Below are 12,371 nucleotides of genomic sequence, written 5' to 3'. Positions count from 1 at the left end.
AACCGGTTCATCCTGAACGCGCCCATTCTGAACGCAAGCCTACTGCTCGTTCAATCCTGGGTAACCCGTCGCTCTCTATCCCGGTCATCAGCCGCAACCAGAGACGAAAGCACACCGCCATGGGCCTGTTCACCGCCGATCTTTACCGCTCCTTTTTCCTCGGCTTCGGAATCACGGCCCTGGTTCTGGCTGCACAAATCTTTCCGCAGCTGGTATAAGGACGGCATGAAACTCAAGATTCTCCTCGCTTCCGCCGCGCTGGCCGCCAGCGCCTGCTCCCCCGCTATCGCTGCCGAGAGCGTCGTTGCGGCGCCCGCCGCGGCGCGCACCGCCCATGAAGGCGGCGGCCTGAAGACCGCGATCTTTTCGGGCGGCTGCTTCTGGGGCGTCGAAGCCGTCTTCAGCCACGTGAAGGGCGTGAAGAGCGCGGTTTCCGGCTACGAGGGCGGCAGCAAGGCCGACGCGGACTACGAAACCGTGTCGTCGGGACGCACCGGCCACCGCGAATCGGTCAAGGTCACTTACGATCCCAAGGTCGTGCGCTACGACCAGCTCCTGCGCGTGTTCTTTTCGGTGGTCGCCGATCCCACGCTGAAAAACGAGCAGGGCCCCGACCACGGTCCGCAGTACAATGCCGCGCTCGTGCCGCTGAACAAGGAGCAGCGCGAAGTCGCCGCCGCCTACCTCAAGCAGTTGCAGGCCAGCGGCAAATGGAAGCGCCCGATCGTCACCGGGATCGCCCCGGCCGGCGCCTTCTACCCCGCCGAGGATTATCACCAGGACTTCGCCTACAAGAACCCCAACCAGGGCTATATTCGCGCCTGGGACCTGCCCAAGGTCGCCGCGCTGAAGGACATGTACCCTTCGCTCTACAGCGCGAAGTTCCAGACCGGCTGATTGCCCCTCCGCCCGGCTGCGCCTATATCGCCGCCATGGCCGGCCATGCACATCACCATCACGAGCACTCGGGGGCCAAGCTGGTCTCCGAGGCTGAAGACGTCCTGACCGCCGCCGGCGAGCAGTGGACCGGCCTACGCGCCGATGTGTTCAAGGCGCTGGCCGATCAGGATCGCCCCGTCTCGGCATACGATATCGCCGAGGGGCTGGGCAGGCGCCGCGGCAAGCGCGTCGCCGCCAACAGCGTGTACCGCATCCTCGATCTGTTCGTGCGCACCAACCTCGCCAACCGGATCGAAAGCGCCAACGCCTACCTCGCCAACACCCACCCGGGCTGCCGGCACGACTGCATCTTCCTGATCTGCGACGACTGCGGCAAGGCCTCGCACATCGACGACGACACTCTCACCGACGCGCTGCGCCAGTCGGGCAATCGCCATGGCTTCGCCAACGTGCGGCCGGTGGTCGAACTGCGCGGCCTGTGCGACGAGTGCGCGAGCTAGGCGCGGCGAAGCAATAGAACGCCCAGTCTCGGGCGCCGGTCAGTTGACGACCGCCTCGCCCGCAACCGGCTCTTCGCCCGGCGGAGCCGAATACCCCAAGGGCACGGCCGGGTGGGCGAGCGCAGGATTGGGCTTGCCGAATTCCGGATCGGGTTCGCCGAACGCAGGCTCGGCGGGCGATGCCGCAGGCAGCGGGGCAGCCCCTTCCTCCCCGCTCACCGCGCTCGACGACCAGTTCACCGCCGGGGCGAGCGTCGCCGTCACCCCGTGACCAGGCGCGGCCGCGACGGCCTCGACCTGCGGCTCGTCGTCGGTGACCATCTGGTCCATCGCCAGCCCGAGCACGAGGCGGAAGCCGAAAAACCCCGCGACCGCGAGGCACACGAAGCCCATCGCCTTGATCCATTTCATGCCACGTCCCCCACGATCGCATGGTGAGGCCGGAATTTAGAGCTCCAGGGTAACGAGAACGTAAACGCCGCCGACCGGGCACACGTTGCTCAGGTATTCCTCACGCACGCTTCATCGACACGCCCGATTTGCTCCGCTAAGCCAGTGACATGACTTCGCGTCCCGCAACGCCGCTACTCGACACCGTCGATACCCCCGAAGACCTGCGCAAGCTCGAACCGGGCCAGCTCCGTCAGCTGGCCGACGAACTGCGCACCGAAATGATCGACGCCGTCGGCACGACCGGCGGGCATCTCGGCTCGGGCCTCGGCGTGGTTGAACTGACCGTCGCCATCCACTACGTCTTCAACACACCGGAAGACCGGCTGGTGTGGGACGTCGGCCATCAGGCCTATCCGCACAAGATCATCACCGGACGCCGGAACCGCATCCGCACGCTGCGCCAGGGCGGGGGGCTCAGCGGGTTCACCAAGCGCAGCGAAAGCGAATACGACCCCTTCGGCGCGGCGCATTCGAGCACGTCGATCTCCGCCGCGCTCGGCTTTGCCGTCGCCAACAAGCTGAACGACAAACCGGGCCGCGGCATCGCGGTGATCGGCGACGGGGCGATGAGCGCCGGCATGGCTTACGAGGCGATGAACAACGCCGAGCAGGCGGGCAACCGGCTGATCGTCATCCTCAACGACAACGACATGTCGATCGCGCCGCCGGTCGGCGGGCTCTCGGCCTACCTCGCTCGGATGGTCTCCTCGAGCGAGTACCTTGGGCTTCGCAGCCTCGCCTCGAAGCTCGCCAAAAAGCTCTCGCGCCGGGTCCATCACGGGCTCGAGAAAGCCGAGGAATATGCCCGCGGCATGGCCACCGGGGGCACGCTGTTCGAGGAGCTGGGCTTCTACTACGTCGGCCCCATCGACGGGCACAACCTCGACCACCTTCTCCCGGTGCTCGAAAACGTCCGCGACAGCGAGCTGGGGCCGATCCTGGTCCACGTGGTGACGCAGAAGGGCAAAGGCTACGCCCCGGCCGAAAACAGCGCCGACAAGTACCACGGCGTGCAAAAGTTCGACGTCATCACCGGCGAGCAGAAAAAGAGCGCGGGCGGCCCGCCGGCCTACCAGAACGTGTTCGGCGACACCCTGGCCAAGCTCGCCGAGACCGATAAGCGGATTTGCGCCATCACCGCCGCGATGCCGAGCGGGACCGGCGTCGACAGGTTTGCCAAGGCCCATCCGGATCGCGCCTTCGACGTCGGGATTGCCGAACAGCACGCGGTGACCTTCGCCGCCGGCCTCGCCGCGCAGGGCATGCGGCCGTTCTGCGCGATCTATTCAACCTTCCTGCAGCGCGCCTTCGACCAGGTGGTGCACGACGTGGCGATCCAGAACCTGCCCGTGCGCTTCGCCATCGACCGCGCCGGGCTGGTCGGCGCCGACGGGGCGACCCACGCCGGCAGCTTCGACGTCACCTACCTCTCGACTCTGCCCAATTTCGTGGTCATGGCCCCGTCGGACGAGGCCGACCTGGTCCACATGACCTACACCGCCGCCGAGCACGACAGCGGCCCGATCGCCGTGCGCTATCCGCGCGGTGGCGGCACCGGCGCGGACCTGCCCGAAGCGCCGCAGCTGCTCGAAATCGGCAAGGGCCGGATCGTCAAGGAAGGCAGCAAGGTCGCCATCCTCTCGCTCGGCACGCGCCTCGCCGAAGCGATGAAAGCGGCCGACCAGCTCGAGGCCAAGGGCCTCTCGACCACAGTCGCCGACCTGCGCTTCGCCAAGCCGCTCGACAGCGCACTGATCCGCAAGCTGATGACCACGCACGAGGTCGTGGTGACGGTCGAGGAAGCCGCCATCGGCGGTCTCGGCGCGCATGTCCTGACCCTGGCCAGCGACGAAGGCCTGACAGACGCCGGCCTCAAGATCCGCACCATGCGCCTGCCCGACGTGTTCCAGGACCACGACGACCCGGCGAAGCAGTACGACGAGGCCCACCTCAACGCGCCGCATATCGTCGAGACGGTGCTCAGCGCGCTGCGGCACAACAGTGCGGGGGTTGAGGAAGCGCGGGCCTAAGGCTCTAGCGAGATGGGCGAAGCGCTTGGAATCCCGGAGTGGCTCGCAGTTTTGCTATGGGTTTTGGGCCTACTCATCGTGGTCGTCGCCTACGGATTTTACTCGGTCCGTAAAGCGCATCATCGGCTCGCGGAAAGTCGTCCCAATCTTAGCCGCGAACAATTTCTTGCCATGATGGAGCCAGATTGTTCCACCGAAGCGGCGGAATTCCTGTGGGACCATGTACTCTTCTATGTACGTTCCCCGCTTAGCCCACATCCTGACGATGAATTCTCCAAAGACCTTCGCATAGATGACGACGACTGGAGCATGGACTGGCCCAGAGAGTTTGCCGACCAGCAGGGGTTTCACGAAAGCAACCTGCCCGATTGGCCCGCAGGATGGCCTCCGACACTTCGCAACTTTGGCCGCTGGCTTTCGATGGGGCCGGTGTAACCCCGTCGCTCAATCCCGCTTCCCCTTCGGCTTGAATTTCCGCTTGAACGGCTTGCCGCCGCCGCCACGCGGACCATCGTCGTTCGACTGACCCTTGCGGTGCTTGCGGGGCCCCGGCTTGGCATAGTCGCGACCGGGGGCGCCGCGTCCGGTTGGCTCGCGCCTCGGCCCCTCACGGCGGTTCTCGCGCGCCATGTGGCGCGGCGCTTCGGAAGGCTCGATGTGGATCGTGTCTTCCGGGTCTTCCGACTTGGCGGTCCGTTCCAGCGCGGTGTCGAACTTCGCCTTCAACGCGCTCGGGATTTCGACGTGCGTTTCGTCGGCGGAAATGCGGATCGCGCCGATTTCGTCGCGGGTGACGTGCCCGCGGCGGCACAGCAGCGGCAGGATCCAGCGCGGATCGGCGTTCTGCCGCCGCCCGACGGCAAGGCGGTACCACACGGTGTCCTCGAAGCCCGGGCGCTTGCGCTTCTCCCGGTCGGCCTGGCGCGCTTCGGGGGTGTTGGGGATCATCTCCTCGGGCTGCGGCATCTTGGCGCGCTGGGCGTGGACCAGCGCCGCAGCGATGTCCTCGGCGCTGCGCTGGGCGAGCAGTTCTTTCGCCAGCTCGCGGTCTTCCTCCTCATATTCGACCGGGGCGAGCAGCTCGGCCAGCAGCCGCTCGCGGTCCTGCTTGCGGATCGCCTCGGGCGTCGGCGCGGTGATCCATTCGGCCTCGATCCGCGCGCCGCGCAGCATCCCCTCGACGCGCTTGCGGCGCGGATAGGGGACGATGATGACCGCGGTGCCCTTCTTGCCCGCGCGGCCGGTGCGGCCCGAGCGGTGCTGCAGCGCCTCGGCATCGCGCGGCACCTCGACGTGGATCACCAGGCTGACGCTCGGCAGGTCGAGCCCGCGCGCGGCGACGTCGGTGGCCACGCAGACGCGGGCGCGGCGGTCGCGCAGCGCCTGCAGCGCCTGGTTGCGCTCCGACTGGGTGTGCTCGCCCGAGAGCGCGACCGCGCCGAAGCCGCGCTCCTGCAGCGTGGCGTGGAGGCGGCGGACGCTGTCGCGCGTGGCGCAGAACAGGATCGCGGTTTCCGCCTCGTGGAAGCGCAGCAGGTTGACCACGGCGTTCTCGATGTCGGAGGGCGAGACGGTGACGGCCTGGTAGGCGATGTCGCCGTGCCCGCGCTCGGAGCCGACCGTCGAAATGCGCAGCGCATCCTTCTGGTAGCGCCTGGCCAGCGCCACGATCGGCTGCGGTATGGTGGCCGAGAACAGCAGAGTGCGGCGGGTCTCGCCGGTGGCGTCCAGGATTTCCTCGAGGTCCTCGCGAAAGCCCATGTCGAGCATCTCGTCGGCCTCGTCGAGCACGGCGACCTTGAGCCCGGAGAGCACCAGCGCACCGCGCTCGAGGTGGTCGCGCAGCCGGCCCGGCGTGCCGACGACGATGTGTGCGCCGCGGGCCAGTGCGCGGCGTTCCTTCGACGGGTCCATCCCGCCGACGCAGCTGGCGATGCGCACCCCGGCCTTGGCGTAGAGCCAGCCGAGCTCGCGGCTGACCTGCAGCGCCAGCTCGCGCGTGGGGGCGACGACGAGGGCGAGCGGGCTCTCGGCGGGTTCGAGCGTGCCGGCATCGCCGAGCAGGTCGGTGGCCATGGCAAGACCGAAGGCGACGGTCTTGCCCGAGCCGGTCTGCGCCGAAACGAGCAGGTCGCGGCCCCTGGCTTCGGGCTCGAGCACCGCCGCCTGAACAGGGGTAGGCGCTTCGTAGCCGCGTTCGGTGAGCGCGTCGGCGAGGAATTGGGGAAGGCTTGAAAAAGGCATGACGGGTCAATCGCAAATGGCCGCATGGATGCGGCCTCGGGGGAGCGGTTTCATCGCTGAAACGAGCATGTGGGCCGGTCCGGGCGTGATTCGCCCCGCGGCGTCGTGCCGCGGCCCCTAGCGGGTTTTTTCCCGTTTGGCTCTAGCCGATGTCGCCGGCCTCGCGCGCTACTCGATCCCGAGAAGTTCGATCTCGAACAGCAGGGTGGCATCGCCGGGGATCGGTCCGCGGCCGACCGGTCCGTAGGCCATGCTCGCCGGGATCGCGAGTTCGATGGTATCGCCGACGCCGGCCATCGGGATCGCCTCCTGCCAGGCCTTGATCAGGCCGCGGAGCGGGAAGGTCGCCGGTTCCCCGCGCTGCCGCGAGCTGTCGAAGGTTTCGCCGTCGGTGAACGTGCCGACGTAGTGGACGGTGACGGTGTCGTCGACGGTCGGATGCGCCCCCGATCCGTCGCCTTTGGTGCGGCGCCACAGCACGCCGCCGGGCAACCACGACCAGCCCTCGGCCATGGTCCGACTGGCCAGCGCCTGCTGCTGCGCCATGTGCCAGGCCATGTCCTGCGAGCGGTCGGGGGCGGCTTCGTCCTGCGCCAGCGCGGCGGCGGGAAGCGCGGCGAGCGCCGCGGCGAACACGAACTTGTGCATCGCGCGTCAGCTCCGCGGGTCGGTTGCCGGGTGGAAGCCGGGCGCCTGCGGCTCGCCCACTTCCTCCTCGCCCGCAAGGTCGTCGCTGACATTGCGGTCCTTGAGCGTGTCGAGGTGCATCCAGCGCTTCACGAACGGGCTCAGCGCCAGCACGACGACCGAGATCAGGATCGTGACCCAGCCGATCCTCGAATAGATGTGCAAGGTCAGTTCCTTGCTCATGTTGCCGTTCTCGCCGCCGGTCGCCTCGCCGATCTTGCCGGCGACGAAATTGCCCACTGCGGTCATGTAGAACCACGCCCCCATGATGAAACTGCCGAGATGGACCGGCGAGAGTCGGGTCATGGCCGACAGGCCGACCGGCGACAGGCACAGCTCGCCGGTGGTGTGCAGCAGGTAGATCAGGAACACGAAGACCACCCCGGTCATGATCGCCGGATCGCCGGTTCCGGCCCCCCAGACGAAGACCAGGAAGCCGAGGCCGACCTGGAACAGTGCGAGCGCGAACTTGGCCGGGGTCGAGGGCTCGATCCCCTTGTTGCCGAGCCATTGCCACAGCGCTGCGAAGACCGGGCCCAAGAGCACGATGTAGATGGCGTTGATCGACTGGAACAGGCTGGTCGGCACCCCGCCGCGGTCGACGAACTTGTCCGTGTACAGCGAAAGCGAGCCGCCGGCCTGTTCGAACAGGCCCCAGAACACCGGGTTGAGCGCGATCAGGAAGAGGATCGCGAACATCCGCTGGCGCGGTTCCTTGGGCAGCTTGAATGCCTCGTAGAGCGTGTAGGCGAGCATCGCCAGGCCGAAGAAGGCGAGGATGCCGCCGATCACGTTCTGGTACTGGATCAGCATCCAGATCACCGCGACCGCGGCGAGCCCGATGGCGTAGAGCTTCAGTTCGTTGCCCCTCGCGAGGGCAGCGGGCGGTTCGCCGTTGCCGCGCAATGCCGGCTTGCCGGCCACGAAGATGATCAGCCCGAGCACCATGCCGATGCCGGCGAGGCCGAAGCCGTAGGACCAGCCGATCGTCTCGCCGAGATAGCCGACGAGAATTGTGCCGAACGCCGCGCCGACGTTCACGCCCATGTAGAAGATCGTGTAGGCGGCATCGCGCCGGGTGTCGGTCATGCGGTAGAGCTGGCCGACGATGACCGAGATGTTGGCCTTGAGGAACCCCGATCCGACGATGATCAGGCTGAGCGCCAGCCAGAAGACGTTGATCGCGAAGTCGGCCTGCTTGGTGGCCGGGTCGGTCACCCCCTGCATGCCCTCGTAGGCCATGAACAGGTGTCCCAGCGCGAGCACCACGCCCCCGAACAGCACGGCCTTGCGCTGCCCCAGCCAGCGGTCGGCGAGATAGCCGCCGAGCACCGGGGTGATGTAGACCAGGCTGGTGTAGGCGCCGTAGATCAGGTTAGCCTTGCCGTCGTTGAACAGCCAGAACTTGGTCAGGTAGAGAATCAGCAGGGCACGCATGCCGTAGTAGGAGAAACGCTCCCACATCTCGGCGTAGAACAGCACGAACAGGCCGCGCGGGTGGCCGACGAATTCCTTGCTCTTGCGCGTGGCGATGATCCCGCCGATCGCCAGGATGGCGAACAGGCCGACGGCTGCGATCGCCGCGATCCAGTCGCCTTCGTTCCACACCGCAATGTCTTTCATCGGATCCTCATCCTCGTCGTTGTCTCGCGTTCCGGGGAAAGGACGCACCCTAGCGTGCAATTCATTCATGTGAAGCGTGTTTCGTTTCAGACGAAACCGGCAACCCGGCTTGACCCGATACGCTGTATTATGGCACTGATGCAGTGATGAGCGACGATACCCGCCCGGTCTACCTCAAGCTGCGCGACCTGATTGCCGCCGCCATTATCGACGGCCGCTACCGCGAAGGCGAAATGCTCCCCTCGGTGCGCGCTTTCGCTGCCGAGCAGGGCGCCAACCCGCTGACGGTGGCCAAGGCCTATCAGCAGTTTCAGACCGACGGGCTGGTCAGGGTCCAGCGCGGGGTCGGCATGTTCGTGGTCAAGGGCGCGGCCGAACAGTTGCGCGAACGCGAACGGCGGCGCTTTCTGGACGAAGAATGGCCGGCGGTGCGCGAGCGGATGGAACGCCTCGGCGTCGCCCCGGCCGACCTGCTCGCCCGCGCCTGAATCGCGCCGACGTGGCAAAAAACACAAGCTGCCGCCGCAAGGATTGCACCGGCCCGCGTTGTCTGTCACTTTGGCATTTATCGGGTCGCTCACTGGTATCGTAAAATAGCTTGCGCTAATGGAACCCAGACACCTAGGGTTCGCACGGTCACCGGAGGAGGGAATGAATGATCCGATCTGAGCTTCTCCAGGCGATCGCCGCCGAGAATCCTGAACTGCGGCCCGACGAGGTCGAGCAGGTCGTTTCAATTTTCTTCGACGAAATCGCCCGGCGCCTGGCCGAAGGCGGGCGCGTCGAGTTGCGCGGTTTCGGAGCCTTCTCCACCCGCGCCCGCGAAGCCCGCACCGGCCGCAATCCGCGCACCGGCGAGGCAGTAGACGTCCCCTCCAAGCGAGTGCCCTATTTCAAGCCGGGCAAGGAAATGCGCGAGCGCCTCAACGCCGACTGACCGGTACCGCCTACTGGCGAACAGAAGGCCCGCCGCGCGCGGGCCTTTTCTTTGCCCGTCCGGCAAAAGGAAAGGCCGCGGATCCCGAGATCCGCGGCCTCTTGTAAGGCCCGCCGCTGCGGGCAGGGCCTCAGAAGTTGCGCTTGACGCTGACCATCCAGGTACGCGGCAGGCCGGGCACGCCGGTCACCGCACCAAGCGACTTGGACACGTCGCTGACGCTCGTGAAGTAGTACTTGTCGAAAATGTTCTGGATCTCGAGCGTCGCCTTCCAGTCCTTGTCGGCGGTGGTGTAGGTGAGCTGAGCATTGCCCAGGAACCGCGAATCCACCCGGCTCCACGGCGTGTTGCCCGTCTCGGTGTAGATCGCCGAGCGATAGCTTCCGTCGAAGCGCGCGCCGACGCTGCCGGGGCCGATGTCGTAGTCGTACTGGATGCCGAAGCTGTAGGTCCAGTCGGGCGTGTACGGGAAGGTCTCGTTACCCGTCAGACCGGCCGGAGCAACCGAGGCCTTGTTGTACTTCACGTTGATGTAGCTCACCGAGCCGTCGAGCGAGAGCCCGTCGACCGGGTAGATCGAGGTTTCGAGCTCGAAGCCCTTGACCTTGGCCTTGCCGACGTTGGTCGGCCGCAGGCACGGCGACGACGGACAGGCCGACAGCGTGAAGATGATGTCCTTGTAATCGTTGTAGAACGCTGCGCCGTTGAGGCGGATGCGCCGATCGAGGAAATCGCTCTTGAAGCCGACTTCGTAGGTCGTGATCGACTCCGGCCGGAACGGCAGGACCTGGTCGCACGGCGGCGCCGGAATCACGGTGCCGTCGGGATTGTACGAGAACGCCGGGCACGGACCGGTCGACGGTCCGAAGAACGGCCGCGGGTTCACGCCGCCGCCCTTGTAGCCCGTCGCGATCGAGGCATAGGCGAGGAACTGGTCGGAGAAGCGATAGTCGGTGACGGCGCGCCAGTCCCACCGCTTGCCCTTGAACTCGCCGGCAAGGTCGAAGATGCCGACGAGCAGGCAGTTCGGCGAGTTGCCGATCCCGGTCGGCCCGGCGATCCCGTTCGGCTGAGGAATCGTGAAGAACTCGCACGGCCCGGGAATTGTGCCGTCGGGATTGCGCCGAAAATAGGTGTAGGTCTTTTCGTCCCACGAACGGCGCACGCCGCCCGAGATGCTCCACATCGGCGTCGGGTGGAGCGTGCCGTTGAAGAACAGCGCCTTCGACGTCGACGGCGTGGTGTCGGGCCCGTGGATGAAGTCGATGCCGGCGTAGTTGAGGTCGACCCGGGCGGTATAGCTGCCCTTCTGGTCCATGTAGAACCCGCCGACGGTGTACTCGAAGAAGCCGCCGCCGAGTTCGCCGTTGAGGCGCACTTCCTGGCTCCACGCGCGGTGGTCGAGGCGGTTGTCGAGCTGGGCGATCGGGACGGTCGACGCGTCCTGGTCCTGACCGAACTTGCTGGTGTATTCGCGCCAGGCGCCGATCCAGTAGAGCTGCATCGTGTCGCTGATGTCGAACTTGATGTTGCCCATGATGCCCCAGCCGTTGAAATCCTGGTTCTGGAGCGCGGAGTAGGGCTTGAACGGCGCCTGCGAGGTGGGCGCGGTGGCGTCGAGGAAGTTGGCGTAGCTGATGTAGCGCGGATCGCCGCCGTAGACGCTCGAGCTCAGGCTGTCGCAGCTATACTGCCCGGCCGGCACGAAGCGGCAGTCGAACGGTACCGGATTGCCATCCTTGCCCGGCAGGAAGGCGGGCTGTCCCGGACCGGCGCCGGTCGCGAGCCCGGCGTACGGGCCTCCGGGCGTCGTCGAGGGGATGAACACCGGGTTCGTCGCGCTCTGCGGCAGGCCGGCGGCGAGCAGCACGGTGGGCTGGGGCTCGGACCGCTCGCGCGTGTAGTCGGCGGACAGATTGATTTCGAGCGTGCTGATCGGAACCCAGCGCAAGGCGATGCGCGCCGCGGCGATGTCCTGCCCGCCCTGCGTTCCGACGACGGGGTAGGCCCCGCGCGCGTTGTTGGCCGGCACGTTGCCGTTGGGATGCGCCACTCCGTAGTCGAGCAGGTCGACATAGCCGTCGCGCGACTTGGTGAGGCCCGAAACGCGCGCCGACAGCTGGTCGTTGATGCGGAAATCGGCCATGCCGCGAACGTCGAGGCGGTTGAACGAGCCATAGCCGACCTGCAGCGAGCCCGACCCGTCGCCCTTGGGCTTGACGCCGAACAGCTTGATCGCGCCGCCGATGGCGTTCTTGCCGGCCAGCGTGCCCTGCGGGCCGCGCAGGATTTCCACGCGGTCGAGGTCCATCAGCTCGAGCAGCGAGCTCGACAGGGTCGGAATGTAGACGTCGTCGACGTAGATCCCGACACCGGGGTCGAGCGCATAGTTGAAGTCGGTCTGGCCGACGCCGCGGATGTAGGCGATGAGGCCCGAGCCGCCGTTCTGCGGCTGCGGCGTGAGGGTGACGTTGGGCGCCTGCGCCGCGACCTGCGAAATGTCGGTCTGTCCGCGCGCTTCGAGCATCTCGGAATTGACCGCGGTGATGGCGATCGGCGTATCCTGCAGGTTGGCTTCGCGGAATTCCGCGGTGACGATGATTTCGTTCGGGCGATTGTCGGCATCGTCCTGGTTTGCTGCCGCGTCCTGGTCGGCAGACGTGTTCTGGCTATCGTCCTGCGCATAGGCGGGGCTCGCCAGAGCTGCCACGACGGCAAGCGACGAAACGAGCGCGAAACTCCTGAAGTTCATCAAACATCCTCCCACAGCGAGCGGCACTGCACCCGCGGTCCTTGACGATCAGCGACCAGTGCCGATCGCGCCGGCCTGTGTTCGCTGATAAAAGGAAATGGGCGGTCGGTCCCGCCGGCATTCCTCTCCGATGACAACGTTAACGGGTGTTACGGCTGGGGAAAACAACGAACCCGAGCGGTGCGGCATGAAAAGGCCACATTTGTCGCAAGTTGTCGCAAACAAGCAACACAGCGGCGCGCTGC

At 66.5% G+C, this 12,371-nt stretch carries 11 protein-coding genes; 6 read left to right on the top strand and 5 right to left on the bottom strand.

From position 1 onward, the window contains the following. Nucleotides 1-225 precede the first annotated feature (225 nt). Together msrA and Q7I88_RS03955 are read left to right on the top strand one after the other, a co-directional pair. Nucleotides 226-897, top strand: a complete 672-nt coding sequence (gene msrA / locus Q7I88_RS03960) for a peptide-methionine (S)-S-oxide reductase MsrA (RefSeq protein WP_305097737.1) — start codon at nucleotides 226-228, stop codon at nucleotides 895-897. A 35-nt stretch (nucleotides 898-932) separates the two neighbouring features. Next, nucleotides 933-1,400, top strand: coding sequence for a Fur family transcriptional regulator (locus Q7I88_RS03955; RefSeq protein WP_305097736.1), 468 nt, complete (start codon nucleotides 933-935; stop codon nucleotides 1,398-1,400). 39 nt (nucleotides 1,401-1,439) lie between these two features. Here Q7I88_RS03955 and Q7I88_RS03950 read toward each other — a convergent pair whose 3' ends face one another. After that, the gene (locus Q7I88_RS03950; protein WP_305097735.1) at nucleotides 1,440-1,811 is read right to left on the bottom strand and encodes a hypothetical protein; all 372 of its coding nucleotides are present in this window, start codon (nucleotides 1,809-1,811) and stop codon (nucleotides 1,440-1,442) included. Nucleotides 1,812-1,960: 149 nt separating this feature from the next. On the opposite strand from Q7I88_RS03950, the gene dxs reads away from it, so the two are divergent. Further along, complete coding sequence (gene dxs / locus Q7I88_RS03945; RefSeq protein WP_305097734.1) at nucleotides 1,961-3,883, top strand: 1-deoxy-D-xylulose-5-phosphate synthase; 1,923 nt, start codon at nucleotides 1,961-1,963, stop codon at nucleotides 3,881-3,883. Nucleotides 3,884-3,895: 12 nt separating this feature from the next. Next, on the top strand, nucleotides 3,896-4,318 hold the full coding sequence (locus Q7I88_RS03940; RefSeq protein WP_305097733.1) for a hypothetical protein: 423 nt from the start codon (nucleotides 3,896-3,898) through the stop codon (nucleotides 4,316-4,318). A gap of 9 nt (nucleotides 4,319-4,327) precedes the next feature. Here Q7I88_RS03940 and Q7I88_RS03935 read toward each other — a convergent pair whose 3' ends face one another. From Q7I88_RS03935 to Q7I88_RS03925, 3 genes are all read right to left on the bottom strand, one after another. After that, nucleotides 4,328-6,127, bottom strand: coding sequence for a DEAD/DEAH box helicase (locus Q7I88_RS03935; RefSeq protein WP_305097732.1), 1,800 nt, complete (start codon nucleotides 6,125-6,127; stop codon nucleotides 4,328-4,330). A gap of 168 nt (nucleotides 6,128-6,295) precedes the next feature. Further along, nucleotides 6,296-6,775: an FKBP-type peptidyl-prolyl cis-trans isomerase gene (locus Q7I88_RS03930; RefSeq protein ID WP_305097731.1), complete on the bottom strand. Its 480-nt coding sequence runs from the start codon at nucleotides 6,773-6,775 to the stop codon at nucleotides 6,296-6,298. Between the two features lie 6 nt (nucleotides 6,776-6,781). Next, nucleotides 6,782-8,437, bottom strand: a complete 1,656-nt coding sequence (locus Q7I88_RS03925) for a peptide MFS transporter (RefSeq protein WP_305097730.1) — start codon at nucleotides 8,435-8,437, stop codon at nucleotides 6,782-6,784. A gap of 146 nt (nucleotides 8,438-8,583) precedes the next feature. On the opposite strand from Q7I88_RS03925, the gene Q7I88_RS03920 reads away from it, so the two are divergent. Beyond that, nucleotides 8,584-8,925, top strand: a complete 342-nt coding sequence (locus Q7I88_RS03920; protein WP_305097729.1) for a GntR family transcriptional regulator — start codon at nucleotides 8,584-8,586, stop codon at nucleotides 8,923-8,925. Nucleotides 8,926-9,092: 167 nt separating this feature from the next. Further along, nucleotides 9,093-9,374, top strand: a complete 282-nt coding sequence (locus Q7I88_RS03915) for an integration host factor subunit beta (protein WP_305097728.1) — start codon at nucleotides 9,093-9,095, stop codon at nucleotides 9,372-9,374. Nucleotides 9,375-9,504: 130 nt separating this feature from the next. Here the strand turns inward: Q7I88_RS03915 and Q7I88_RS03910 are convergent, their stop codons facing one another. Next, entirely contained in the window at nucleotides 9,505-12,126 is a 2,622-nt protein-coding gene (locus tag Q7I88_RS03910) for a TonB-dependent receptor (protein WP_305097727.1), read from the bottom strand. Nucleotides 12,127-12,371: the final 245 nt, after the last annotated feature.

The sequence above is a fragment of the Croceibacterium aestuarii genome (genome assembly GCF_030657335.1).
Lineage (GTDB): Bacteria > Pseudomonadota > Alphaproteobacteria > Sphingomonadales > Sphingomonadaceae > Croceibacterium_B > Croceibacterium_B aestuarii.
Note: the sequence above shows the minus strand (reverse complement) of the source record. Positions and strands in the feature narration are given on the sequence as shown.